The organism is Parafrigoribacterium mesophilum, assembly GCF_039652555.1.
Taxonomy (GTDB): Bacteria; Actinomycetota; Actinomycetes; order Actinomycetales; family Microbacteriaceae; genus Parafrigoribacterium; species Parafrigoribacterium mesophilum.
The window spans coordinates 1618361-1642932 of the sequence record NZ_JBDJAF010000001.1 but is presented as its reverse complement, the minus strand read 5'-3'; the positions used below and the strand labels follow the sequence as shown (position 1 = coordinate 1642932).

Annotated in this window: 22 protein-coding genes; 14 read left to right on the top strand and 8 right to left on the bottom strand. The window is 67.0% G+C overall.

The features are described 5' to 3' along the window. Positions 1-63 precede the first annotated feature (63 nt). A complete protein-coding gene (locus ABFX56_RS07855) occupies positions 64-1149 on the bottom strand; it encodes a substrate-binding domain-containing protein (RefSeq protein WP_346232695.1) in 1086 nt (361 codons plus the stop codon). A 174-nt stretch (positions 1150-1323) separates the two neighbouring features. Beyond that, entirely contained in the window at positions 1324-2124 is an 801-nt protein-coding gene (locus ABFX56_RS07850) for an IclR family transcriptional regulator (RefSeq protein ID WP_346232694.1), read from the bottom strand. A gap of 175 nt (positions 2125-2299) precedes the next feature. Between ABFX56_RS07850 and ABFX56_RS07845 the strand changes: the two genes are divergently transcribed. Together ABFX56_RS07845 and ABFX56_RS07840 are read left to right on the top strand one after the other, a co-directional pair. Further along, a complete protein-coding gene (locus ABFX56_RS07845; protein WP_346232693.1) occupies positions 2300-3448 on the top strand; it encodes a glycoside hydrolase family 88 protein in 1149 nt (382 codons plus the stop codon). After that, positions 3445-4131 carry an HAD hydrolase family protein gene (locus tag ABFX56_RS07840; protein WP_346232692.1) on the top strand — a complete coding sequence of 229 codons (687 nt, stop codon included), beginning with the start codon at positions 3445-3447 and terminating at the stop codon, positions 4129-4131. The genes ABFX56_RS07845 and ABFX56_RS07840 overlap by 4 nt, the downstream gene beginning before the upstream one ends. An 86-nt stretch (positions 4132-4217) precedes the next feature. Here ABFX56_RS07840 and ABFX56_RS07835 read toward each other — a convergent pair whose 3' ends face one another. Beyond that, the gene (locus ABFX56_RS07835) at positions 4218-5033 is read right to left on the bottom strand and encodes an IclR family transcriptional regulator (RefSeq protein WP_346232691.1); all 816 of its coding nucleotides are present in this window, start codon (positions 5031-5033) and stop codon (positions 4218-4220) included. 191 nt (positions 5034-5224) lie between these two features. Between ABFX56_RS07835 and ABFX56_RS07830 the strand changes: the two genes are divergently transcribed. Genes ABFX56_RS07830 through ABFX56_RS07815 form a run of 4 tightly spaced genes read left to right on the top strand, consistent with a single transcriptional unit; the run spans position 5225 to position 10241 of the window. After that, positions 5225-6775 carry an acyl CoA:acetate/3-ketoacid CoA transferase gene (locus tag ABFX56_RS07830; protein WP_346232690.1) on the top strand — a complete coding sequence of 517 codons (1551 nt, stop codon included), beginning with the start codon at positions 5225-5227 and terminating at the stop codon, positions 6773-6775. Further along, positions 6775-7593, top strand: a complete 819-nt coding sequence (locus ABFX56_RS07825; RefSeq protein ID WP_346232689.1) for an enoyl-CoA hydratase/isomerase family protein — start codon at positions 6775-6777, stop codon at positions 7591-7593. Before ABFX56_RS07830 ends, ABFX56_RS07825 begins: the two co-directional genes overlap by 1 nt. Next, positions 7590-8729: an iron-containing alcohol dehydrogenase gene (locus tag ABFX56_RS07820; protein ID WP_346232688.1), complete on the top strand. Its 1140-nt coding sequence runs from the start codon at positions 7590-7592 to the stop codon at positions 8727-8729. Before ABFX56_RS07825 ends, ABFX56_RS07820 begins: the two co-directional genes overlap by 4 nt. 18 nt (positions 8730-8747) lie before the next feature. Next, a complete protein-coding gene (locus tag ABFX56_RS07815; RefSeq protein WP_346232687.1) occupies positions 8748-10241 on the top strand; it encodes an aldehyde dehydrogenase family protein in 1494 nt (497 codons plus the stop codon). Positions 10242-10405: 164 nt separating this feature from the next. Here ABFX56_RS07815 and ABFX56_RS07810 read toward each other — a convergent pair whose 3' ends face one another. Then, the gene (locus tag ABFX56_RS07810) at positions 10406-11431 is read right to left on the bottom strand and encodes a 6-phosphofructokinase (RefSeq protein WP_346232686.1); all 1026 of its coding nucleotides are present in this window, start codon (positions 11429-11431) and stop codon (positions 10406-10408) included. Between the two features lie 52 nt (positions 11432-11483). Here ABFX56_RS07810 and ABFX56_RS07805 point away from each other — a divergent pair, with 52 nt between their 5' ends. From ABFX56_RS07805 to ABFX56_RS07795, 3 genes are all read left to right on the top strand, one after another. Beyond that, the gene (locus ABFX56_RS07805) at positions 11484-11849 is read left to right on the top strand and encodes a DUF4190 domain-containing protein (RefSeq protein ID WP_346232685.1); all 366 of its coding nucleotides are present in this window, start codon (positions 11484-11486) and stop codon (positions 11847-11849) included. Positions 11850-11936: 87 nt separating this feature from the next. Beyond that, the gene (locus tag ABFX56_RS07800; RefSeq protein WP_346232684.1) at positions 11937-12893 is read left to right on the top strand and encodes a DNA-3-methyladenine glycosylase family protein; all 957 of its coding nucleotides are present in this window, start codon (positions 11937-11939) and stop codon (positions 12891-12893) included. A gap of 129 nt (positions 12894-13022) precedes the next feature. Continuing rightward, a complete protein-coding gene (locus tag ABFX56_RS07795; protein WP_346232683.1) occupies positions 13023-13451 on the top strand; it encodes a thioesterase family protein in 429 nt (142 codons plus the stop codon). A gap of 186 nt (positions 13452-13637) precedes the next feature. On the opposite strand, the gene ABFX56_RS07790 is transcribed toward ABFX56_RS07795, so the two are convergent. After that, positions 13638-15248 carry a phytoene desaturase family protein gene (locus ABFX56_RS07790; RefSeq protein ID WP_346232682.1) on the bottom strand — a complete coding sequence of 537 codons (1611 nt, stop codon included), beginning with the start codon at positions 15246-15248 and terminating at the stop codon, positions 13638-13640. Further along, positions 15245-15715: a MarR family winged helix-turn-helix transcriptional regulator gene (locus ABFX56_RS07785; RefSeq protein WP_346232681.1), complete on the bottom strand. Its 471-nt coding sequence runs from the start codon at positions 15713-15715 to the stop codon at positions 15245-15247. Before ABFX56_RS07785 ends, ABFX56_RS07790 begins: the two co-directional genes overlap by 4 nt. Before the next feature lie 88 nt (positions 15716-15803). Between ABFX56_RS07785 and ABFX56_RS07780 the strand changes: the two genes are divergently transcribed. Beyond that, positions 15804-19394, top strand: coding sequence for a proline dehydrogenase family protein (locus ABFX56_RS07780; protein ID WP_346232680.1), 3591 nt, complete (start codon positions 15804-15806; stop codon positions 19392-19394). Positions 19395-19426: 32 nt separating this feature from the next. Here ABFX56_RS07780 and ABFX56_RS07775 read toward each other — a convergent pair whose 3' ends face one another. After that, entirely contained in the window at positions 19427-20008 is a 582-nt protein-coding gene (locus ABFX56_RS07775) for a class I SAM-dependent methyltransferase (RefSeq protein ID WP_346232679.1), read from the bottom strand. A gap of 32 nt (positions 20009-20040) precedes the next feature. Continuing rightward, entirely contained in the window at positions 20041-20481 is a 441-nt protein-coding gene (locus tag ABFX56_RS07770) for an Lrp/AsnC family transcriptional regulator (RefSeq protein WP_346232678.1), read from the bottom strand. Positions 20482-20641: 160 nt separating this feature from the next. Between ABFX56_RS07770 and ddaH (ABFX56_RS07765) the strand changes: the two genes are divergently transcribed. From ddaH (ABFX56_RS07765) to ABFX56_RS07750, 4 genes are all read left to right on the top strand, one after another. Continuing rightward, positions 20642-21505 (top strand): dimethylargininase, encoded by an 864-nt coding sequence (gene ddaH, locus ABFX56_RS07765; RefSeq protein ID WP_346232677.1) that lies wholly within the window; start codon positions 20642-20644, stop codon positions 21503-21505. Positions 21506-21717: 212 nt separating this feature from the next. Then, positions 21718-22578, top strand: coding sequence for a dimethylargininase (ddaH, locus tag ABFX56_RS07760; RefSeq protein ID WP_346232676.1), 861 nt, complete (start codon positions 21718-21720; stop codon positions 22576-22578). A 38-nt stretch (positions 22579-22616) separates the two neighbouring features. After that, the gene (rocD, locus tag ABFX56_RS07755) at positions 22617-23837 is read left to right on the top strand and encodes an ornithine--oxo-acid transaminase (protein WP_346233172.1); all 1221 of its coding nucleotides are present in this window, start codon (positions 22617-22619) and stop codon (positions 23835-23837) included. Positions 23838-24011: 174 nt separating this feature from the next. Continuing rightward, on the top strand, positions 24012-24569 hold the full coding sequence (locus tag ABFX56_RS07750) for an OsmC family protein (protein ID WP_346232675.1): 558 nt from the start codon (positions 24012-24014) through the stop codon (positions 24567-24569). The last annotated feature ends 3 nt before the right edge of the window (positions 24570-24572 follow it).

Below are 24572 nucleotides of genomic sequence, written 5' to 3'. Positions count from 1 at the left end.
GTTGACTGCCGTTGACGCGGCTAACGGCCGGGAGCCCGTGAGAGCCCCCGGCCGCAGTTGCAGTTACTTGATGCCTGCTGCCTCGCAGGCCGCGGCGTATTCCGCGGTGCAGATCTCCGAGACCTTGTAGAAGTCGTCCTTGATGATCGTGTCCATGATGTTGGTCACGTTCACCGAGACCGGCTGGTTGAGGAAGCTCGGGATGCCGTTGACCTCGGTCGTGGCCTTCGGGGTGCGCTTGTTCACCAGGTCCCAGGCCGCCTGTGCGGCGTGCTGCGCCTCAGAGCGGAACGGGTTGTACACCGTCATGTACTGAGTGCCGGCAACGATGCGCTGCAATCCGGGCAGCGACGCGTCGAGTCCGGTGATCGGCGGGATCTCCATGCCGATGGCCTTCATCGCCGCGACGGTCGAACCGCCGTTGTTATCGTTGGCCGAGTACACGCCCACGATGTCGTCACGGAACTTGGTGAGCTGACTGGACACCCATTCCTGCGCTTCCGCTGGGTCCCAGGTGGCGAACTCGGCCAGAATCTTGTAGCCGCTCGCGTCGATAACCGAGTGTGCTCCCTTCTTGATGTTGGCCGCGTTGGGGTCGGTCTCGGCGCCATCGATCATCAGGATGCCGCCGTCGCCGGGCTTGACCCCGTCGGCCTTGAGCTTCTCGACGAGCGCGGTGCCTTGCAACTCGCCGACCTTCTCATAGTCGTTGGAAATGGAGAACGTGACGTCGGGGCTCTTGATGAGACGGTCATACGAGACGACCGGCACATTCTGGGCCTTGGCCGCGGAAACGATGCTGGCGGCGGCGACGCCGTCATACGGGTCGACGACCAGCACCTGCACGCCCTGAGTCAGGAAGGACTGCGCTTGCTGCAACTGCTTCGCGGCATCCGAACTCGCGTTCGCGTACATCAGCTCGCAGTCGGGGCACAATTCCTTGAGCGCCTCGGTGAAGTACGGCTTGTCCTTCTCCTCGTAGCGCAGCGTGGTCACCTCGGGCAGCAAGAGCCCGATCTTCGCATGCGACGTGTCGTTGCTCGCGTCTGCCTTGTTGCCGGAGTCATTGGCGGAACAGGCCGTCAACACTCCCGCGGTCATCAACAGTGCGGCGGCGATGCCGACTGTTCTCTTGGTCAAGAGTTTCATGTCTTTCAAAACCTCCGGTTATTCAGCAGGGAATGTGCGTGAGAGGTATCGCAGGCGCCTTGGTTCACGGTGCCGCTAAGCGTGGCACCACGCCTGGGCCTCTCAACTGATCGAACGGTATCTCCTCGCCGTCACGAGAGGCAATAGCGAGACGAAAATAGTATTCGCTGATCGCTAACGTGGCAACCCTCCCGGTTGGGACAAGTGACGTGAGATGTCCGCCGAGGTGCCGCGCAACTCGTTCAGCAGTATCGGCAGCTGATGCTGAGTGAATCGGCTGGTGGGGCCGGCCACTGCCAGCGCGGCCAGCATTCGTCCTTGGCCCGCGAACACCGGCACGGCGATGCTGGACAGGCCGATCTCCTGCTCCTGGCTGCACGTGGCGTAGCCGCGCTCGCGCACACGAGTGAGTTCTGCGATGAGCGCCTGACCGTCGGTGATGGTGAGCGAGGTGGTCGGGGCGAGCGGACGGGTGGCGATCGCCTCGATGTAGGCCGCGCCCTGGTAGGCGAGGAGCACCTTGCCGGAGGCGTTGGTGTGCAGCGGCGAGCGCCTCCCGATGTTCGCGACCATCCTGAAGGACTCATGCTCCTGGCCGCGGTCGAGGTACAGCACGGCTGCGTTGTCGAGGATGGCGAGAAGTACCGCCTCACCGGTGCGCTCCGCAAGGTGGTCCAGGTGTAGCCGGGCGGCGCGGGCCAAGCCCACGGGCCGGATCACGGCACTGCCCAGTTCGTACACGCCCCAGCTCAGTTCGTAGCGCGCCGCGGCATCCCGGCTGATGAGCCCGGCCTCCTCGAGAGTTCTCAGCAGGACGTAGGTGGCAGGCTTGCTCAACTCGATCTTTCGCGCCAAATCGCTCAGCGACGTGGGTCTGCCGTTCTTGTGGAGAGCTTTGAGCAGACCGGATGCGTGCACCACCGATCGCACGACACGCGGCTCTTTCGTCAAAAGATCGGATTTTGGCGATGCCATGGCAAATCTCCTTGCCGCCATTGGAACGAAGCTGCGCGTGTTAGAAAACGATGTTAGCAGTGAACGAATACTATTTGCGAGTAGCTATTGAGGAGCCGAATCCAACCGGACTATCTTTCGGAGGTGGGTGTCGTGGTCCTCGCGTGCTGCCCCATTACCGAAGGCGTATACAACTATGACAACTGAGATCCGGCTGGAGCACACGACCGACGTGGATGTCGATCAGGCGCTCTCACTCGCCCAGGAGCGCGTGTGGCGCCTGATCACGGAACATCCCGGGCAGGTTCCGGTGTACACGCAGAACGGTCGTTGGCACTTCGACGAGGACTCCTGGGCCCCGATCTGGACCGGAGGGTTCTTGGCTGGGATGGTCTGGATCTTCGCCGACCGCACCGGCGACGCCGCGTGGCGCGAGCAGGCCGAGAAGTACAGCCGCATAGTAGAACCGCGCAAGCTCGACGCCGGCACCCACGACATCGGCTTTCTCTTCACCCCTAGCTGGGGTCGCTGGCACACCCTGCACCCGAGCGACGAGACCCGGGACGTGCTGATTCAGGCCGGACGGACCATGGCGGGCCGGTTCAACCGCCCGGGTAAATACTTGCGCACCTGGGTGGACGCCGGCAGCACCTTCATCGACGTGATGATGAACATCGGAATCATCTATCAGGCGGCTGCCCTCAGCGGCGACACCGCCCTGGCCGACATTGCCACCGCCCACGCGCTCACTTCGCGCCGCTATCTCGTCCGAGGCGACTCCAGCACGATTCACGAAGGCTGGTTCGACCCGAACTCCGGCGAATTCCTCAGGGCGGCGACCCACCAGGGATACCGATCCGACTCCTCCTGGGTGCGCGGACACGCCTGGGCCATCTACGGTTTCGGCACCGCGTACCAGTACACCGGCGACGCCCGGTTCCTCGACACGGCGCGGCGTTGTGCCGACCTCTACATCGACCAGGTCGGCGATAAGTTCGTCGGCCCGAACGATTGGGATGACCCGGCCCCGGAGTTCCGCTATGAGGCGTCGGGGGCGAGCATCACCGCGGCGGCCATGCTGCAGCTCGCGGACTTGATCGGAGACGACGGCCCGGTCTACCGGGAGTACGCAAGGGGTATCGTCGGACGGCTGAGCGAACCGGAATTTCTCGGCTCTTCCGGCGATGCATGGGAAGGGATCATCAAGCATTCTCTCTACCATCGGCGCAACGGCATGGGCGTCGACGAAAGTGTGATGTGGGGTGACTACTACTTCGTGGAGGCCTTGGACAAGCTCGCACGGGCAGACGCTGCGGTGCGGCTCACGCAGGACAGGTCGCAGTGAAACTTGTCGCCGTTGACGTCGACGCCGCACTGGCGGCGTCGACCCACTCGCTGAACGGCGCGAGCGTCGACGCGGTGACCGCCGTGCGCAGGTCCGGTGTCGAGCTGGTGCTCGTCACCTCCCTCGGGGCACGGATGCTGCGGCGCATCTTGCGCCAGCTCGAGCAGTTCGAGCCGGCTCAGTTCGTCGCCGCCCGGGGCGCGCTCACCGGCGCTTTCGCGCCGGACGGCGTGTTGCGGGTCGTGCAGGAGAGCGCGATCGGGCTGGCCGTCGCCCACGAACTCGTTGCCACGGCTGATGCGGTGGGACTGAGCGCGAACTGGTTCCGCGGCTTCGACTGGTTCGTACCTCGGGTGGATGACACGATCGCGGCCCTAGCCAGGTCGCTGGACGCCACTCCGGTGGTGCGTGACCTGGCAACGGTCACCCGGCCGCCGGAGGAGCTCATGATCATGGCGCCGCCGGAGAAGGTGCATCACCTTCAGGCGATCGCCGCTCGGCTGCCGAGCTGTCTCGCGATGCACGCGGCAGGGTCCTCGTGCCTCACCGTCACCGCATCCGGCGTCAGCACCAGCGGTACGCTCGAATGGATGCGCACGAGGCGCGGCCTCGATGCCCTCGACGTCGCCACGGTCGGTGGCCCGGACATCGCTGGAGCGCTGATCAACCTTCTCTGTGCCTGAATTTCACTGTGCGCCTGAAATTCACTGTGCGCCTGAATTTCACTGAGCGCGATCCTCCCGCCGTGGAGAGGGCTGAGCGCAGTTCGCTATCGCAGCTCGGGCACGAGTGCGCCGAGCTTCGCCGAGATCTGGTGAGCTTCCTCGTGCAGCCGCTCCACCAGCCCGGACACGGATTGCTTGCTCACGCGCTCGGCCGGCCCCGCGATCGCCATGGCCGCGCACGCCTTGCCCGTGTAGTCGAAGATCGGGACGGCGATGCTGCACAGTCCCAGTTCTTGCTCCTGCCAACAGGTGGCGTACCCGTCGCGACGGGCCTCGAGCAGTTGCGCTTCCAGCTCGCGCGGGTTGCACACCGTCGCCGGTGTGTTCGCGTGGAGCGGCTTGCCAAGTACGCTCTGGATGAACTTCTGGTCCTGGTGGGCGAGCAGAATCTTGCCTGAGGCGTTGGTGTGCAACGGGGATCGCCGCCCGACATTGGCCACCATGGTGAACGACTCCGTAGACTGCCCACGGTCGAGGTAAAGCACCGACTCACCGTCGAGGATGCTGAGCAGAACCGCCTCACCGGTCTCTTCGGCAACCCGGTCCAGGTGCAGCCGGGTGACACGCGTCAGGTCCACCGACCGGATGACGGCGCTGCCGAGTTCGTACAGTCCCCAGTCCAGCTGGTAGGTCGCATCCGAGCTCTTGGCAACGAAGCCCTCAAGCTCGAGCGTGCGCAGCAGGTGGAATGTGGCCGGCTTGCTGATCTCGATGGACTTGGCGAGTTCGCTCAGGCCCATCGGCTTGCCTTTGGCTGCGAGTGCCTTGAGCAGGGCGGCGGCACGGGCCACCGACCGCACGATCCGGGGTCCGGCTTCGGGCGTCTCCAGGGCTGACTCTTCTGTCTCTGGCGTTTCCACGGTGTTCCTTAGCAGTTCGGCTGCCGGGATGGTTCGGCAGAACAGAATGAAGACTAGTACGACCGATTGCCAATAGCTAACACTATTTTCTTTACGCTATTGCAGTCCGGTTGTCCCGCTCATAAATTTGACAGTGGTGGCCCCGGGTATCCCGCGCGCCCGTCGTCGCACTGTTAACCAATGAGGAGAATATGCGTTTTTCGACCGCCAAGGAAGCCGTGGAACTCATTCCGGACGGCGCGACCGTCATCGTCGACGGGTCGGGCGGCGGCGTCAACGACCCGTCCGTGATCCTGAAGGCACTGGAGGAGCGCTTCCTCGGCACCGGATCACCGCGCGATCTCTGTGTCGTGCATGTCTCCGGCATGGGCTCGGGAAACGGCGATGGCATCGACCGGTTCGCCCACGTCGGCATGGTCAAGCGCGTGATCGGCGGCCACTGGGGCTGGACCAAGGGCATGCAGGAGATGGCCGCTGACAACCTCATTGAGGCGTACTGCCTGCCTCAGGGCACCATCTCGCACCTGCTGCGGGTGGCGGCAGCGCACGGCCCAGGAGTGGTCAGCCATATCGGCCTCGGCACCTTCGTCGACCCGCGGATCGAGGGAGGCCGGCTGAACTCCGCCGCCGTGGACGACATCGTCGAGTTAGTCACTCTTTCTGGTAAGGAGTGGATTTTCACCCCGGTGTTTCCGATCGATGTCGCGATCATTCGCGGCACGACCGCCGACGAAGATGGCAACATCTCGATGGAGGGCGAGGGGCTGCTCGCTGAGACTCTCGCCGCGGCGCAGGCTGTCAAGAACAACGGCGGCCTCGTGCTCGCACAGGTGCGGAGCCGGGTGCCGTCGGGCACGCTGGTCGCCGATCAGGTGCGGGTGCCGGGCATCCTGGTAGACGCCATCGTGGTTGACCCCACGCAACGCCTCTCCAGCGCCACTGATCGTGACCCGTATCTCGAGGGTCGCAAGCGCCTGGACGATGTCGCCATCGAGCCGATGGAGATGGGCGTGCGCAAGGTCATCGCCCGTCGTGCCGCAGCGGAACTGCGCAGGGGTGACATCATCAACCTCGGCTTCGGGATGCCGGACGGGGTCGCCGCGGTGCTCGCCGAGGAAGGAAAGGCCGGCGACGTCACGTTCACCGTGGAGCAAGGCCACATCGGCGGGGTGCCCGCGGGCGGCACCGACTTCGGCATGGCCCGCAACGCCCAGGCCAGCGTGACTTCCGGGGCGCAATTCGACTGGTACGACGGTGGCGGCGTCGACATCGCGGTGCTCAGCTTCGCCGAGGTGGATGCGCAGGGCAACGTGAATGTGGGGCGATTCGGGCGGCGCGCCCCGGGCGTCGGCGGATTCATCAACATTTCGCAGGGTTCCCATCGTGTAGTGTTCGTCGGCACCTTCGTGGCGGGCGGTGACTACCAGGTCGACGGCTCGGGATCCATCGGGCTGCCGACCGGCGGCAAGCAGAAGTTCGTGAAGCAGGTGCAGCAGATCAGCTTCTCTGGCGCGCGCGCCACCGCCGTCGGGCAACCGGTGCTGTACGTCAGCGAGCGAGCCGTGTTCGAGTTGCGGCCGGAGGGGCCGGTGCTCATCGAACTCGCGCCGGGCACCGACCTGGAACGGGACGTCATCGCCAACATGGGCTTCCGACCAATCGTGGCCGACAACCTCAAGGTGATGGATCCGGCACTGTTCAAGAACGCGGCGCTCGCGCTGCAGCTGGCGGGGAGGAACTGATGGACCAGTCGAACGACGACGTGCTGCTGCTTGAGCGGCGTGGGGAGGTGCTCCTGGCCACCCTGAACCGGCCGCGCAAGGGCAACGCGCTCAGCACGCAGCTGATCCAGGCAATCGGCGACCTGACCCGCGACCTCGGCGCCGGTGGCCGCTTCGCCGACGTGAAGGCCGTCGTCCTCACCGGGTCCGGACCCAAGGTGTTCTGCGCCGGCGCGGACATCAACAACCTGGTCGGACTGACGCTTCAGAGCGCCACCGAGATGATGCGCACCGGACAGCTCGTCTTCGACAGTTTGGAAGACGCCGGCCAGGTCGTGATCGCGGCCGTGAACGGTATCGCGTTCGGCGGAGGCCTGGAGCTGGCGATGGCGTGCGACCTGCGCATCGCGGCGCCCACTGCCCTGCTCGGACAGCCCGAGATGACCCTGGGCAACATTCCGGGCTGGGGCGGCACGCAGCGGCTGCCCCGCCTGATCGGCGAGGGTCGTGCACTCGAGCTGATCCTGACCGGAGAGCCCGTCGGCGCGCACCGCGCCCTTGAATTCGGCCTCGTGAACAGTGTCGCGGATGATCCGGTCGCCGCGGCCCTGGAACTCGCCTCCCGGATCACCGCGATGAGCCCGACCGCCGTCGCCGCCGCCAAGAAGGCGGTCTACGCCGGGGTGCGTTCCGGCATCACTCGAGGCCTTCAGGTCGAGGCCGAATTGGTCGGGCACTGCTCGGTGAGCCCCGAGCAGCGCGCCGCGGTGCAGGCCTTCTTCGATCGCAAGAAATCGTCCACTCCCGCACCTGCCAACCACACGAAGGAACCCCAATGAGCCAGCGTTTTTCCTCCCCGCCCCGCCTGATCCTCGGGGACGGTGCTCTTGAGCAGCTTGCCGCGGAACTGCCGAGCCTGGGTACCCGGGTTCTGGTCATCACCGACCCGGGCATCGTGGCCGCCGGCATCCTGAGCCGGGTGCTCGACGTGCTGAAAACCGGCAATCTCGACATCGCCACCTTCACGGAGGTCGTCGGCAACCCCGATATCGCCACGGTGGAAGCCGCGGAGAAGGCTCGCGTGGACGCCGCCGCGGACATCCTCGTCGCCATCGGCGGCGGCTCCAGCATGGACGTCGCCAAGTCGGTGGCGGTACTCGCCACGAACGGTGGCGGTATCGCCGACTACGAAGGGGTGGACAAGTTCAGCTACGCCCCGCTGCCGGTGATCGCGATCCCCACCACCGTGGGCAGCGGCAGCGAGGTGACCAAGGGCGCCGTGATCACCAACCCGGCCACCCACGTGAAGATGGTCATCGTCTCCGACCTGATGTTCGTGAAGATCGCCCTGCTCGACCGGCGCGTGGTGGCCGGCCTGCCCGGCCGAATCGCGGCAACGACCGGCATGGATGCGCTCACGCACGCGATCGAGGCATACGTCGCGAAGGGCGCAAACCCGGTCACCGACGCGATCAACATCGGCGCGATCGAGCTGATCGGTGCGAATCTGGTCGCTGCCGCCCACGGTGATGAGGACGCGCTGTACAACATGCTGGTGGCGTCGTCGATGGCCGGAATCGGATTCCACGACGCGGGCCTGGGCGCCGTGCACGCGCTGGCCAACACGATCGGGGCGCACTTCGGCGTGCATCACGGCACCGCCAACGCGCTGTTCCTGCCCTATGTGATGGACTTCAACATCTCCTCGTCTCCAGCCCGGTTCGCGCGCATCGCCCGGGCACTCGGCGAGGACACCACAGGCCTGGATGACGAGCAGGCGGCGCAGCGCGCGGCATCCGCAGTGCACCGTCTAGCCCAGGAGACCGGGGTGCCGCGCAAGCTCTCCGAGGTGGGCGTGCCTGCCGACGCGATCGACGCGCTGGCCCAGGATGCGCTCGTGCAGGCTGACCTGCCCGGCAACCCCCGCGAGGTCACCCTCGAGGACATTCAAGCTCTGTATCGCAAGGCACTCTAGGTAGCAGGAGAGAAGATCATGGCAGCATCCACCCGCATCATTGGCAATTTCGTCGACGGGGACTACGTCGAATCCGCAGGGCTCGAACTCATCGACCGGCGGGCGCCCGGCACGGACGAGGTGGTGAGCCAGGTGGTTGCGACGAGTGTTGAGGCCGTCGAGCACGCGATCAGCGTCGCCCGCACCGCGTTCGACACCGGCACCTGGCCGCACACCAGCGGCATGGAGCGGGCCATCATCTTGAACCGGCTGGCCGACCTGATCGACCGGGATGCTGCGAAGCTCGCCAGGCTGGACAGCGAGGAGGGCGGCAAGCCGATCATCCTCGCCGAGGGTGACATCGGCGGCGCCGCATCGCTGTGCCGGTATGCAGCCTCGCTGGCGTTGAACATGCAGGGCAAGACGTTCACGAGCAACGGGCCGGACTTCACCGGCCTGGTGCTGCGGGAGCCGGTCGGCGTTGTCGGACTGATCATCCCGTGGAACTTCCCCGCGCTGATCCTCTGCCAGAAGCTGCCGTTCGCGCTCGCCGCCGGCTGCACCGTCGTGGTGAAGCCGAGCGAGTTCACCAGCTCCAGTGCGTGGGAGATCATGAAGCTCGTCGCCGAGGCCGGGGTGCCGGACGGCGTGGTGAACATGGTTTCCGGTGCCGGCCCCGCCGGGCAGGCGCTTACCGAGTCGAAGATGGTCGATCTGGTATCGTTCACCGGCTCCACCGCGACCGGCAAGCGCGTGCTCGCTGCCGCGACGGGGAATATGAAGAAGATCTCGCTCGAGCTCGGTGGCAAGGCCGCCAACCTCGTGTTCGCCGACGCGGACCTCGAGGATGCCGCCGCCGGCGTCGTGTTCGGCATGAACTTCAACAACGGCGAGTGCTGCGTCTCCCAGCCGCGACTGCTCGTGGAATCCTCCGTGGCGAACGACTTCGTCGCCGAAGTGGCCCGCCGTGCCGCGAAGCTCAAGGTCGGGCAGCCGCTGGATCGCACCAGCGACATCGGCGCGCTCATCCACGCCGCGCACCTGGGCAAGGTGAGCGCGTACGTGAAGGGCGCTTCCGGGCAGGGCGCGGAGATCGTCACCGGCGGTGATCGGCTCACCGGCGGCGAGTACGGTGCCGGGCAGTTCTTGCAACCGACGATCATCGACAAGGTGCCGTTCACTGCCTCCGCCTTCCAGGAGGAAATCTTCGGCCCGGTGCTCACGGTGACCCGGTTCAACGATGCTGCAGAAGCGGTACGGCTGGCCAACAGCGTCGACTACGGGCTGTCCAACAGCGTCTGGAGCAAGAACATCGACACCGTGCTGGACGTCGCCAAGCAGCTGAGGAGCGGCACGGTCTACGCCAACACCACCATCGACGCGCCACCGCAGATGCCGTTCGGCGGCTACAAGGCCAGCGGCATCGGCCGCGAAATGGGCGAGGCCGGGTTCGAGGAGTTCACCGAGCTGAAGAGCGTTAACATCCGCACCGGCAAGCGCGCCGGCACCTTCGCGATCCCCTCAGCGAGGTAGTCCGGGGCGGTGCCCCTTCGAGACGTTCGCCTGGCGGCTCACTTCTCAGGGACCGATGTTCGCCTGGCGGCTCACGCCACATGGGACCGACCGGGAGACGCGTTCCCTGAGGAAGGCGCTCTAGCGCCTGTCTCGAAGGGGGCGTGTCTCCCGCCGCCCGCTGACTAGCCGAACAGGATCGCTGCCTCGTCGTAGCGTTCCTGCGGTACCGTCTTCAGCTTGCCGAGCGCGTCCTCGAGGGGCACGTTCGTGATGGCGGTGCCGGTGAGTGAGACCATCCGGCCCCACAGGCCCTCCATCACCGCGTCGACCGCCGCCATACCGTACCGGGTGGCCAGCACGCGGTCGTAGGCGGTGGGCGTTCCGCCGCGTTGGATGTGCCCAAGCGTGGTCGCCCGGGTTTCGATGCCGGTGTTCTCCTCGATGATCGGGCCGAGCATCTCGCCGATGCCGCCCAGGCGAGGTCGGCCGAAGGCATCCAGTCCGCGTTCGTAGTGCACGTCGTCCATGGTGTCGAGCGCGAAGCCCTCCGCGACGACCACCAGCGGGGCGCGGCCGCGGTCCCTGGTCTGCTGCACCCAGGTGCAGATCTGCGCGACGCTGGTCTTCTGCTCGGGAATCAGGATCACGTGCGCGCCCGCCGCCATGCCGGAATGCAGCGCGATCCAGCCGACGTACCGGCCCATCACCTCCGCGATCATGCAGCGCCCGTGGGACTCGCCGGTGGTGCGCAGCCGGTCCATCGCGTCCGTGGCGATCTGCACGGCCGTGTCGAACCCGAAGGTGTAGTCGGTGGCTGAAAGGTCATTGTCGATGGTCTTCGGCACGCCGATGATCTTCACCCCGCCGTCGGCGAGCCGCTTGGCGGCGGCGAGCGTTCCCTCCCCGCCAATGGCGATGATCGAGTCCACGCCGTGACGTTCCATGTTCTCCTGCACCCGCTCCACCCCGCCGCCGCCGTCGAACGGGTTGGTGCGCGAGGTGCCGAGGATGGTGCCGCCCTGCTTCGAAATTCCCTGCACGTCCCGGCGCTGCAGGGGGACGATGTCCTCCTCGAGCAGTCCCCGCCAGCCGTTCTTGAAGCCCACAAACTTCTGCTTGTGGATCATCGTGCCCTTGAAGACGGCTGAGCGGATGACCGCGTTGAGACCGGGGCAGTCTCCGCCACTAGTGAGGATTCCAATCGCCATGCCACCATCATCCCCTATGCTGGGCGCGCAGAATTCTTTCGAAGGAGCAGCCATGACCGACTCGAATGGCACCCCGCGCCCCGACCCGTATGCCGCGCCGCCCGTCCCTCCCGCCTACTCGCCGCAGCGCACCGGAGCTGGTCCCGTCGCCGCGCCGCCCGGTACCGACTACCCGGGCAAGACGCTCGGCATCGTCGGCCTGATCCTCGCCTTTGTCTTCCAACTCGCCGGACTCATCTGCAGCATCATCGCGCTGAACCAGTCCCGGCGAGCCGGATACAAGAACGGCATCGCGTTGGCCGGCATCATCGTCAGCGCCGGGCTCATCGTCCTCGGCATCATCGTCGCGATCGTGTTCGTTGCGATCATCGCCGCCGCCTGCTCGAGCGGCGCCACGTTCTGCACCACCACGTATTGACCTCCGACTTCCTGATCTCGGACTTCTCGTCGTGAAAGTTCCCGTAGCGGCTGACTGTGTCAGTTGCGCGGGGCACAATTGACCGCAATGGGGACAATTGGCGCCGGCACCACCGTGACCGGCACGGCAGGGGTACGCGTGGAGAGCGTGTACCGGCCGCGCCATCCCGTGGACCTGCGGATGACACTGGGCCCGCTCAGCCGGGGCGGCCAGAGCCCCACCATGCTCTGGGACGCCCGCGGGGTATGGCTCACCTCCCGCACGGTGGTGGGCACCGCCACTGTGCTGTTGAACAGCGTCCGCGGTGAGGTCATCGCGACCGGGTGGGGGGATGGCGCCGAGTCGGCGGTCGCCGCCGTTCCCGAACTGCTCGGCGACGGCGACGACTGGACCGGACTGGACGTCTCGGCGAACGAGTTCCTCCGCACCGCACGCCGGCGCGCCGTCGGCTTGCGGCTGCTGCGCACCGGACACGTGCTCGACGCCGTGATCGCTGCGATCATCGAACAGAAGGTCACCAGCGTGGAAGCCTGGCGTGCCTGGCGCCAGCTGGTCACCCGGTACGGCGAGGCCGCACCGGGACCGGCACCGGCGCGGATGCGCGTGACGCCCTCACCGGCATCCTGGTGCGCCATTCCGACCTGGGTCTGGCACCGCGCCGGAGTCGACCCGCGACGCGCGACCGCGGTGATCGCCGCCGCGCGCGTCGCATCCGGACTGGAGCGTACCCTGCGCCTGGGGCGCGGCGGTCCGGAGGTGCTGGCGCGCCTGCAGAGTGTGCCGGGAATCGGGCCGTGGACCGCCGCCGAGGCCAGCCAGCGCGCGCACGGCGACCCCGATTCGGTCAGCGTCGGCGATTACCACCTGCCCGCCATCGTGGGCTGGGCGTTGATCGGCAAGCCCGTCGACGACGACGGGATGCTGGAGTTGCTCGAACCCTGGCGTGGCCACCGGCAACGAGTGATGCGCCTCATCGGCGTGAGCGGTTTCCGAGCGCCCAGGTTCGGGCCGCGGATCACGATCCAGGACCACCGCAGGCACTGATGCGGCGGTCATCTACGGGCGCCGCCGCGCAGGTAGGTCGCCCCTGACGTAGCATCAGCCACGTGAATATGATCTTCCGAACCATCCTCATGCGGCTGCGTCGTCACCGCGGCCGACGACTGGGTGTTCATGACGTGGCTCGGGCCCGGTTCCGCGTGCATCATGGATCTCGGCCGACTCGACCTGCTGCAACGCTCCGGCGTCTGGGCCACGTTCGACCGGCTCGGCTATTACCCGGTGGTCGGCAGCGAAACCATCACCTTCCGCCGCTCCTTGCAGCCGTGGCAGCGCTACACACTGCAGACCAGGATCATCGGCTACGACGCCAAGGCCGTGTACGTTGAGCAGCGTTTTGTCGTCGGCCGGGAAATCTACGCGGTCGGGTTCGTGCGCGGACGGTTCCTCAGACGCAGCGGTGGCACGCTCAGCATTGCCGAGGTTGCGGAGGCGATCGGCGTCGACGTCACAGAACTCGAGGCGCCCGGGTGGCTGGCGCGCTGGGCCGCGGATGTGGCACTGCCGCCGAGCCGAGCCGTTGCCCCCAGCGATTGGTCCTGACCCAGCCACCGTCGAGCGATAGGAAACCGGACGAGTGATGGCGCCGCGGCGGGACTTCTGGTCCGGAAGACTATCGCTCGGGTGGCGGACGCGGGTGGCGGACGCGGGTGGCGCAGAAGGGTGGCAGAGTCAGGTGGCGGAGTCGGGTGACGGCGGGGGTGACGCGAGCGGGGATGGGGGACGCGGCTAGCGCTCCAGCACCGCCATGGCGGCGTTGTGCCCGCCGATGCCGCTGACTGCGCCGCCGCGGCGGGCGCCGGAGCCGCAGAGCAGGATGCGGTCGTAGCCGCTGTCCACTCCCCAGCGCTGCGCCGGGGTGGACAGATCAGCGTCGTCCTCCACGAACGGCCAGGACAGCGGTCCGTGGAAGATGTTGCCGCCGGGCATGCGCAGGGCCTCCTCGATGTCGAGGGTGGTCTTCGTCTCGATGCACGGCCGACCCTGCGCATCCGGCAGCAGCACGTCGGCGATCGGCTCGGCCAGCACGCTGTCGAGCGAGTCGAGCACCGCGGCCTGCAGCCGCTGCCGCATCGCGTCGTGGTCTTCGGTTCGGTCCTGGTCCGGTTTCTGGCCCTCACCGGCGAGCAGCCGGTCCGGCGTGTGCAACGCGAACACCGTGAGCGTGTGCGCCCCGCTCGCCGCCAGTTCGTCGGAAAGGATGCTCGGGTCGGCCAAGGTGTGGCAGTAGATTTCGCACGGCAGCGGCTCCGGGATGCTCCCCGAGCTGGCCGCGTCGTAGGCGGCGTCGAGTTGGCTGTAGCACTCGTTGATGTGGAAGGTGCCGCCGAAGGCCGCGGCGGGGTCCACCGAACGGTCCCGCAGCCGTGGCAGCCGGGACAGCATGAGGTTCACCTTCACCTGGGCACCCTCGGGGCGCGGCGGCTCCGGATGCGGTGGGCCGGCCGGGCCGCCGCGGCGCAGCCCCGCCTGCACAAGCTGCTCGAGCACGTACGGCGCCACATTCGCCAGCACGGTCTCGCCGCGCAGCTCGCGCTCCGAGTTGCGGCGGCGGTACCGAACCTCGCCGTCCGGGGTGATCGAGGTCACCTCCGCGCCGGTGAGGATGGTGGCACCGGCGTTCTTCGCGGCCTTCGCGAGCTCGTCGGTGACGGCGCCCATACCGCCGACTGGGAGATCCCAGTCCCCGGTTTCGCCGCCGATCACGTGGTAAAGGAAGCAGCGGTTCGCGGCGAGCGACGCGTCGCGGGCGCGGGCGAAGGTGCCGATCAGCCCGTCCGTCATCGCCACCCCGCGCACCACGTCGCTTGTGAACGCGCTCTCGATCGCTTCGCCGATCGGCTGTTCCACGATCGCCGACCAGAGCTTGTCGTCGCCCAACGCGCCTCGCGCCTCGGAGCGGGTGAGCAGCGGGTCGCACACCGTGGGGAACAACGCCCTGGCCATCCTGGCCGTGGCGGCGTAGAAGGAGTGCCACGCGGCGGCGTCGCCGGCGGCACCGATCGAGGCGAACGAGGCCGCGGTAGATCGCGCATCCTGGTTGTCCACGAGAAGGCCACGGTCGGTGCCCGGTTCGGGCGTGTACGACGAATAGCGTCGACGCTTCAATCGGAGGCGAAGCCCCAGTTCGCGGATGATGCGTTCCGGAAGCAGGCTCACGAGGTATGAATAGCGCGACAGCCGGGCATCCACACCCTCGAAGGTGTACGACGACACGGCCGCACCACCCAGGTGGTCCAGACGCTCGAGTACGGTCACGTTCTTGCCGGCCTGGGCGAGGTAGGCCGCCGCTACCAGGCCGTTGTGCCCGCCCCCGACGACGACGATATTGTCGCTCACGCGCTGGGCCGCAGCGCGTCGATAGCGTCCACCACCCGGGTGGAAAGTTCGTTGATGCGTAGCTCCTCGCCCTCCTGCAGAACGTCGAAGAAGTAGCGGCGCACGGCATTCTGGTGCGCGCCCACCGCACGAGACACAGCCTGAACACCGGCGGGAGTCAGCGTCACCCACCAGCCCCGCGCATCCGTTTCGCAGATGCTGCGCACGAGCAACCGGCGCCGCTCCAGTCTGGTCACCTGGTGGGACACGCGGCTCTTCTCCCAGTCGATGCGCTGCGCGATGTCCTTGATTCGGAGCTGCTGGTCGGGCGCCCGGCTCAGTGCCAGAAGGATCTCGAACTCGGAAAGGGACACGTCGCAGCCGTGCTGCAATTCGAACTCGAGAGCGCGGTCCAATCTGCGGCGCATCGAGGAAAAGGATCGCCACGCATCCCACTCGGCACCGGTCAGCACTGACTCGTTGGGCACTCGCCAATTGTATTCACTGGGAACCTTTACGCAATAGCGACCGGATGCCCTCAGCACGCACACACCGGCCCGCAAGTAGGCTTTTCTCATGCACATGCCCGACCGGGACGCGGCCCCACGGCCCGTGGCAGCGGATGCGGTGGCCCTAGTGGAGCGGTGGCTGGCGCGCGGTGCGGCGCCGCAGGAGGACGCCTCCTCCAACGTCGCCGTGCGGCACCGCGAGCGGCGCGGTCGCAGAGATCGGCCGGCACGCCCACGGGCCGACTCCGCACAACGAAGCACCACTTCGTTGCGGCTGGCGCAGCTGATCGACGACCCGGACGGCCCACAGTTCGCCCTCGACTTCATCGACCGGGTGATCCGCCCCGACGATCTGCACGTTGCTGGCAAGGGACTCGAGGTGGTCGCCCAGCACATCCCCGCCATGCTGCCCTGGTACATGCGGTGGGCGCTCGCCGTCGGCGGCGGGTTCTCCGCCGTCATCCCGTGGCCGATCGTGCCGATCGCCCGGCTGGTCATGCGCCGGATGGTCGGACACCTTCTGGTCGAGATCACCGGCCCGGATGACCCGCACCTCACCACCCGACTGGCCGCCTTGCGCGCCTCCGGTTCCCGCTTCAGCCTCGCCATGCTGGGCGAGCGTGTGCACGGCGACGGCGCGGCGGACGCCAGGCTTCAGGACATCCGGGAGCTGCTGGCCAGGGACGACGTGGAATCGGTGTCGATCAGCCTGTCCGACGTCGCCGGCCAGCTCTGGCCATGGGCCTTCCACGAGAGCGTGGATCGCGTCGTCGCGCGGCTCGCGCCGCTGTACGAGGCCGCGGCGGCCTCGCCGGGGCGAAAGTTCATCACACTCGACATGGGGATGTTCCGGGAGTTCGACCTCACCGTCGCGGTCTTCGAGAGGCTTCTCGAGCGCCCGACCCTCCGGGGTCTGGAGGCGGGCATCGCGCTGCAGGCGTACCTGCCAGGCTCGCTCGCGACGCTGAACGAGCTCACCCAATGGGCTGCCGCGCGGCGCGCCGAGGGCGGTGCCGGCATCCGGGTGCGCCTGGTCAAGGGTGCCTACTTGCCCATGGAGCGGGTCGACGCTGCGGTGCACGGCTGGCCGGTGCCGGCGTATGTCAGCAAGGCGCAGACCGACGCGAATTTCATCAGGATGCTGAACTTTGCGCTGACACCGGAGCGCACCGACGCGGTGCGCATCTCGGTGGCAGGGCACAACCTATTCGACATTGCCTACGCCTGGTTGCTGGCGGAGCACCGGGCGGTTCAGCGTCGGATCGAGGTCGAAATGATGCTCGGAATGGGGATCGCACGCGACGCGGTGTCCGCCGAGCTCGGCGTGGTCGTGGTGACCGTGCCGGTGGTGAGCACCGGCCGTCTGGACTGTGCGGTGGACTATCTGGTGCGCCGACTCGATGACAGCGTGGGAGCCGGCCATTTTCTCGCCAACGCCGGCGGGCTTGCCGACCGGTCCGCGTTCGCAGCCGAGGCGCGGCGGTTCCTCGCCGCAGTCGCCGAAGCGGATGCTGCGGAGCCGACCAAAAATGCAGAGGCGACCAACGATGCAGAGCTGACCAACGAAACTGAGCTCGCCAACGATGCAGAACTGGGTAACGATGCCGAGACCCAGCCGGATGCGTTCGCCTTCGGCAGCGCGCTGGCCCGGCGGACGCCTCCCACGAATCCGGCGGTCGCCGCCAACCGGCGCTGGGCCCGGGGCATTCTGGACCGCACTCGCGCCTCGCGCCTCGGACAATCAGCGATCACCGACGCTCAGGTCGCCGACGCCGAGGAACTGCACCGCCGCGTCGCCGCGGCAGTCAGCTTCGGAGAGGACTGGGCCAGGCGACGATCGACGACGCGCGCACAGGTTTTGTCCAGCATCGGCGAGGAGTTGGAGCTGCGCCGCGCCGAACTGATCGAGACCATGGTGGGCGAGGTCGGACTCACGTTCGCCGACGCGGACACCGAAGTGAGCCAGGCGATCGACAGCGCGCGGTGGTCAGCCGCCCTGGCCCCCGAGCTCGACACCGTGGACAACGCTCGGTTCGTGCCGTCCCGGCTCAGCCTGGTGGCCAGCCTCGAGCGGTCGCCGCTCGCAGCTCCGGCCGAGTCGGTGTTCGCCGCGCTCGCCGCGGGAAGCCCCGTGATCCTCATGCCGGCCCGGCATGCCCGGCGTAGCGCCGCGGTGTTCGTCGATGCGCTGGTCAGCGCCGGCCTGCCCGGTGGTTTGGTCACTCCTGTCGATCTCGACCGCGGCGAGTTCGGCGACAGCGAATTGGCGCGGCTCCTGGTTTCCCATCCGCGGGTGGACCACGTGGTGGTCACCGGCCGCCAGCAGAGCGCGCGGATGTTCCGATCTTGGCGCGGGAGTGGTCACCTGGCGGCGGACACCGCCGGTACGAACTCGATCGTGGTCACTCCGAGCGCGGACCAGGACCAGGCTGTGGCGGATGTCGTCGCCAGCGCGTTCACGTCGGCCGGGCAGGGCCGATCAAGCGCCAGTGTCGTCATCCTCGTCGGTTCCCTCGCGCAGTCGCAGAGCTTCCGGCGGCATTTGATCGACGCCGTGTCGAGTCTCGCGGTCGGGTACCCGCAGGATCCCTCGGTCGACCTGGGGCCACTCTTCCAGCCGGCGGTCGGGGAGGTGGCGCGGGTGCTCACCACCCTGGGCGAGGGCGAGGAGTGGCTGGTCGAGCCGCATCGCCTGGACGATTCCGGCCGGTTGTGGTCGCCTGGTGTGCGTGACCAGGTGGCACCCGATTCGCACTTCCACCTGGCGCAGCATCGCGCGCCGGTGCTCGGGATCATGGTGGCCGCGGACCTCGAGGAGGCGATCGAACTCCAGCGGGCCATGCCGTTCGCGCGCACGGCCGGCTTGCACTCGTTGAACACGGACGAGGTGGACCTGTGGCTACGGACGAGTTCATCGGCCGAACTGGCGGTCAACCGGTCGGCATCCTCAGTCACCCGCTCACTCACCTCCCACACCGACGCATTGGCCGTGCGCGGGAGGTGGGAGCCGCAGTTCCCCGAGCCGAGGGGGTCCGTGATCGTGAAAGGTGTGAGCGAGGGTATTGCCGAACTGATTGCGGCGGCGGGGCCCGGCATGGACTATCTCGGTTTTGACAGGGTGCGTGCGGCTGCCCGGAGCGATCAGATGGCCTGGGATGACAGGTTCAGCCGCGCTCACGAGCTCGGCCGATCACCCTTCGAGCGTCTGGTGGTGCGGTTCCGTCCGGTGCCGGTGGCCATTCGAGTGTCCGAGAACGCGCCGACGTGGGAGCTGGCGCGGGTTCTGGCGGCAGCGATGCGGGCTGGGTCCCCGGTGGCGATCAGTTCGGCCACGCCGATCACCGCGGCTCTGGTGCGGTTCCTCAATGATGAGACCACCGCGATCACGGTCAGCGAGGTTGTCATCGAGACGGACAGCCGCTGGCGTGCTCGATTGCTGTCGGGCGAGACAGGTGCGCAACGTATTCGGCTGCTCGGCGAGGACCAGTCCGCGCTCGCCGCGCTGCTCGGCTCCGGGTTCTCAGCCGCGATTTATGCCGAGCCGGTCACCGCGGCCGGCAGGATCGAACTGCTGACCTTCCTGCGCGAGCAGAGCGTCACCATCACCGCTCACCGGTTCGGTTACCCGGATGCCGCGATGTCAGCGCTACCCCTCTGAGCGAGCGCTGCCGCAGGATTCAGCTCCAGCATTCAGCGCCGCTGGGCGACGACCGTGACCAGATGGAGATACTTGGGCCCGAAAGGCGTGCCTGCCGGCCCCTCGGATTCCTGCAGGCCTGCGACCTCGAAGCCCTCCAGCAGCCCGCGGATCTGATCGGCGTCGCGGAAGTTCATGTCCTCACGGCCGACCCACGAGTCGTGCGGGCCGAAGAAATCACCCGCGAACCATCCTCCAGGTTTCAGCGATGCTGTGATCGCTGCCCACAGGGCCGGAAACGACGCTTCGGCGCAGAACGGCAGCGATCGCCCCGCGTATACGAAGTCGTTCTCTGGGAGTTCCTCGAGTTCCTCGAAGGGCACGCACCGGGCACTCAGCCGCTCGGCGGCACGAGGCGACAACCCCGCCGCGGCCCGGCCTTCGACGCCCGCGGCACCGTCGAAGGCGTGCACGCGCCATCCGTTCGCAATAAGGAACCTCGACTCGGTGCCGTCGCCACAGCCGAGGTCCACTGCGACACCGGGTGTCCGCTCACCACGATAGGCGAGGGCGGCCGGCAGTAGCTCACGAACGGGGCGACCCTGCCCGGCGGCCAAAAACGAGGACCAGTCCATCCCACAAATCTACTCGGGGGACTGCCGGGTCTTCAGGCCTCGTGCGAGCGGTGGATGAGTTTCGACAGCACGATCGCGCTACGCGTGTGGTCCACATTCGGCGCCAGCCGCACTCGCTCGATCGCGCTTTCCAGGCTTGCGATGTCCCGTGAGCGCATGTGCACGATCGCGTCGGCGCTGCCGGTGACCGTTCCGGCGTCGACCACTTCGGGAACCTCGGAAAGGATCCGTCGCAGCTCCCCGGGCGAGACAGTGCCCCGGCAGAACAATTCGAGGTAGGCCTCGGTGGCGAGCCCGTCAACGGTGGGGTCGACCTGCACGGTGAACCCGCGGATCACCTTGTCGGCCACCAGCCGGTCGACCCGCCGCTTCACCGCGGACGCCGAAAGTCCAATGACCTCGCCGATGTCGCCGTAGCCGGCGCGCGCGTTTTGCCGGAGCAGATCGATGATCCCGTAGTCAAGGCTGTCCATGTGACTAACTGTATGGGGTTATCTTGTGCCGTGGGGGTCCATGACGGAGAAATGGTGCGCGTCACGCCGCGATATTTCGGATGCGTGCGTGTGAGACTAAGTCACAACGCTACTCGTGCGCCGGTCGGCGGTTCCAGCGTTCACTTGTCTGGGGGATCCCGTGCCCAATTCAGCGACGGCGTCGCCGGGGGCCTCGCCTCGACTGCGCACGGCATCCGTGCGCAACTTCCTGATGTGTGCGCCCGAGCACTTCGCGGTCACCTATTCGGGCAATCCGTTCATGGACCCGACCACGCCGATCAACACGGCGCTCGCCCTGCGACAGTGGGAGAACCTGCGCGACACCTATCGGCTGCTCGGCCACTCGGTCACCTTGCTCGCGCCGATTCCCGGCCTTGTCGACATGGTGTTCGCGGCAAACGGTGGCTTCACCCTCGACGGCAAGGCCTATGTTGCTCGCTGTGCCTATCCGCAGCGCCGGGCAGAGGCCCCGGCGTTCCAATCCTGGTTCGAAAGCCACGGCTTCGACACCTACGTGCCCGGCTACGTCAACGAGGGCGAGGGTGACTTCGCCGTCATCGGTGACATCATCCTGGCCGGGACCGGGTTCCGCAGCCGGCCGGAAAGCCACAGCGAACTCGCGGCGATCTTCGAACGCGAGGTGGTCAGCCTGGCGCTCGTCGATCCCCGCTTCTACCACCTCGACGTCGCACTGACCGTACTCGACTCCGAGTCGGTTTCCGGCACCTGCCGAATCGCATATTTCCCGCCCGCCTTCGACGCGGCCAGCCAGGCCGTCCTCGCCAAACGATTCCCGGATGCGATCCTCGTCGACGAGGACGAGGCTGCGCTGCTCGCGTTGAACTCCGTGTCCGATGGCCGTCATGTCATCGTTTCGGACAGCGCACCGCGATACATCCGGCAACTTCTCGCGGCCGGTTACACACCCGTGCCGGTTGACCTTTCCGAGTTGCTCAAGGGCGGCGGCGGAATCAAATCTTGCACCCAGGAACTCCGGCGCTGAAGAGCGCAGCCAATCCGCGTGGCGGCGGATTCCTGCTTGACGCCGGCGTGAGTCGCTGGATTCCTGCAGAAGCCAGCGGAAAACATCCGGTTGCGTGTGTGAAACTGGAAGCAGGCGTCCCCTGTGGGGCTCGATGCGAGTGACCTGGTCCGCCTTCAGGTAACCGCCGCGAGCGTTGCATACCGGCGGCCGATGACCCAAAAGGGGATTGAATGACCAACGCACTGGTTGACACCGAAACGACGAACAACGCCCGCAAGGCCACCAAGCGCACCGTGCTGATGTGCCGCCCGGACTACTACACGGTCAGCTACCGGATCAACCCGTGGATGCATCCGGAGGACCCCACCAGCACTGCGCGAGCCGTCGACCAGTGGAAGGTGCTGTACCAGACGTACGTCGACTTGGGCTTCGACGTGCGGCTGATCGATCCGATCGAGGGCCTGCCCGACATGGTGTACGCGGCCAACGGCGGCTTCGTGCTCGACAACATCGCCTACGGCGCGAGCTTCACCTACCCGCAGCGGCAGCCGGAAGGCCCGGCCTACATGAATTGGTTCCGTGACAACGGCTACGAGGTACACGAGCCGGAGAACGTCAACGAGGGCGAAGGTGACATCCTGCTGGTCGGCGACGTCATCCTGGCCGGCACCGGTTTCCGCACCACGCCAGAGAGCCACAAGGAGATCGCGCGCGTCTTCGGCCGCGAGGTGATCACGCTGGAGCTCGTGAACCCGAACTTCTACCACCTCGACACCGCCATTGCCGTGCTCGACCCGGTGGCCGTGAACGGACAGTCGAACATTGCGTACCTGCCGTCGGCCTTCAACGAGCACGGTCTTGCCGTCTTGCGAGAGCGGTACCCCGAAGCGATCATCGTGAGCGAAGAGGACGCCGCAATCCTCGGGCTCAACTCGTACTCCGACGGCCACAACGTCGTCATCGCGTCGCGGGCGAAGGGTTTCGAAGCGCAGCTGCGCGAGCGGGGTTACAACCCGATCGGCGTGGACCTGTCGGAGCTTCTGCTCGCCGGCGGCGGCGTGAAGTGCTGCACCTTGGAGTTGAGGTCGTGAACGTTTCCGTGGTCGAGCCCTCGGTGGTCGAGCCTCCGGTGGTCGAGCCTGTCGAGACCCTCGCCGCCATCGCCATCGAGCACGAGCATGCCGCACATAACTACCACCCGTTGCCGGTCGTGGTCTCACACGGGGAGGGTGCCTGGGTGACCGACATCGAGGGTCGCCGGTACCTGGACTGCCTGGCCGCGTATTCGGCGATCAACTTCGGGCACGGGCATCCGGCACTCCTGGCCGCAGCCCACGCCCAACTGGACCGGGTCACGCTGACCAGCCGCGCATTCCACAACGACCAACTGGGTCCGTTCGTGGCCGCGCTGGCTGCGCTGTCGGGCAAGGACATGGTGTTGCCGATGAACACCGGCGCGGAGGCGGTCGAGTCCGGCCTGAAGGTGGCTCGAGCCTGGGGATATCGGGTCAAGGGTGTGCCCCGCGGCCGGGCGAACATCATCGTGGCCGACGGGAACTTCCATGGCCGCACGATTTCGATCGTCAGCTTCTCCAGCGATCCGGTCGCCCACGATGACTTCGGGCCGTTCACCCCCGGTTTCCGGTCGGTGCCGTACGGCGACGTGGATGCGATCGCCGCGGCAATCGACGAGAACACGGTGGCGGTGCTGCTCGAGCCGATCCAGGGCGAGGCCGGCGTCATTGTGCCGCCGGCGGAGTATCTCCCCGCGGTGCGCGACATTTGCACGAAGCAGAATGTGCTGTTCATCGCCGATGAGATCCAGTCCGGCCTCGGGCGCACCGGGTCGACGTTCGCGTGCGACCTGGTCGGTGTTGTTCCGGATCTGTACCTGCTGGGCAAGGCGCTCGGTGGCGGCATCGTCCCGGTGTCCGCGGTGGTCGGCAATAGCGATGTCCTCGGCGTATTGAACCCAGGCGAGCACGGTTCCACCTTCGGCGGCAACCCGTTGGGCGCGGCCGTCGGGCTGGCTGTTGTCGGACTGCTGCAGACCGGCGAATTCCAGAAGCGGGCCGGGGAGTTGGGTGTCCGATTGCACGCCGGGTTGACGGCGCTGATCGGGCACGGGGTGCTCGCGGTGCGCGGCGCCGGTCTGTGGGCCGGCATCGACATCGACCCGAGCCTGGGCACCGGCCGACGGGTGTGCGAACTACTGATGGAACGGGGTGTGCTGGCCAAGGACACGCACGGGTCCACCATCCGCCTGGCGCCACCGCTGGTGATTACCGCCGAAGAGCTCGACTTCGCCGTCCTGCAACTGGATGCGGTGCTGCAGCAACTGCGCGCCTAAGCCAGAGGCATCGGGCGATCACCACCGCAGTCCTCCCTGTCACGAGCACGGTCGCAATCTCCCGTAACAAACGACGTTTTCCCGGCGCGCGGGCATAGTCTTCGACGCATCCGCACGGAAGCAGTGAGTCCTTCTCATCCGTTTTTCTGTTGCGATACGTAGAAGGGAATCGCAATGACCATCACCAACTCGGTTGATAACGGCGTCAAGACCGACGCGCTGTTGGCCGCCCGCGACGCCTTGCGTGAGGCGCCCGAAGCCGCAGAATTCGTGTGGCGCGCCACCTCGGTGTGGGACGGCGGCACGCGCTCGACGCAGACCATCGAGAGCTTCGTCGGGCTCGGCCAGGAACAAAAGCACAAGCGGGCGTTCGTTTTGGAGGGCGACCACCCGGAGGTGTTCGCCTCCGAGGACAATGCGCCCACCCCCGTGGAGACGGTTCTCGCCGCGCTCGCCGGCTGTCTCACGGCCGGGATCGCCGCGGTGGCGCAGAACCGGCAGATCCAGCTCCACTCGGTCACCGCCGTGGTCGAGGGCAAGGAGAACATCCTCGGGATCCTGGGCGGCGACCCCGAGGTGCGCAACGGATTCAACGACATTTCGGTGCACTTCGACATCGATGCCGACGCATCCGAGGAGGATATCGCCGCCCTGGTCGCGCAGTCGCAGAAACGCTCGGCGGTGTTCGACGCGCTCAGCAACCCGACGAACATCAACGTCGCCGTCAACTGAACG

Coding starts and splice junctions, on each gene's coding strand:
- ABFX56_RS07855 (WP_346232695.1), bottom strand. CDS start 1,149: ATGAAACTCTTGACCAAGAGAACAGTCGGCATCGCCGCCGCACTGTTG.
- ABFX56_RS07850 (WP_346232694.1), bottom strand. CDS start 2,124: ATGGCATCGCCAAAATCCGATCTTTTGACGAAAGAGCCGCGTGTCGTG.
- ABFX56_RS07845 (WP_346232693.1), top strand. CDS start 2,300: ATGACAACTGAGATCCGGCTGGAGCACACGACCGACGTGGATGTCGAT.
- ABFX56_RS07830 (WP_346232690.1), top strand. CDS start 5,225: ATGCGTTTTTCGACCGCCAAGGAAGCCGTGGAACTCATTCCGGACGGC.
- ABFX56_RS07825 (WP_346232689.1), top strand. CDS start 6,775: ATGGACCAGTCGAACGACGACGTGCTGCTGCTTGAGCGGCGTGGGGAG.
- ABFX56_RS07820 (WP_346232688.1), top strand. CDS start 7,590: ATGAGCCAGCGTTTTTCCTCCCCGCCCCGCCTGATCCTCGGGGACGGT.
- ABFX56_RS07815 (WP_346232687.1), top strand. CDS start 8,748: ATGGCAGCATCCACCCGCATCATTGGCAATTTCGTCGACGGGGACTAC.
- ABFX56_RS07810 (WP_346232686.1), bottom strand. CDS start 11,431: ATGGCGATTGGAATCCTCACTAGTGGCGGAGACTGCCCCGGTCTCAAC.
- ABFX56_RS07805 (WP_346232685.1), top strand. CDS start 11,484: ATGACCGACTCGAATGGCACCCCGCGCCCCGACCCGTATGCCGCGCCG.
- ABFX56_RS07800 (WP_346232684.1), top strand. CDS start 11,937: ATGGGGACAATTGGCGCCGGCACCACCGTGACCGGCACGGCAGGGGTA.
- ABFX56_RS07795 (WP_346232683.1), top strand. CDS start 13,023: ATGACGTGGCTCGGGCCCGGTTCCGCGTGCATCATGGATCTCGGCCGA.
- ABFX56_RS07780 (WP_346232680.1), top strand. CDS start 15,804: ATGCACATGCCCGACCGGGACGCGGCCCCACGGCCCGTGGCAGCGGAT.
- ABFX56_RS07775 (WP_346232679.1), bottom strand. CDS start 20,008: ATGGACTGGTCCTCGTTTTTGGCCGCCGGGCAGGGTCGCCCCGTTCGT.
- ABFX56_RS07770 (WP_346232678.1), bottom strand. CDS start 20,481: ATGGACAGCCTTGACTACGGGATCATCGATCTGCTCCGGCAAAACGCG.
- ddaH (WP_346232676.1), top strand. CDS start 21,718: ATGACCAACGCACTGGTTGACACCGAAACGACGAACAACGCCCGCAAG.
- ABFX56_RS07750 (WP_346232675.1), top strand. CDS start 24,012: ATGACCATCACCAACTCGGTTGATAACGGCGTCAAGACCGACGCGCTG.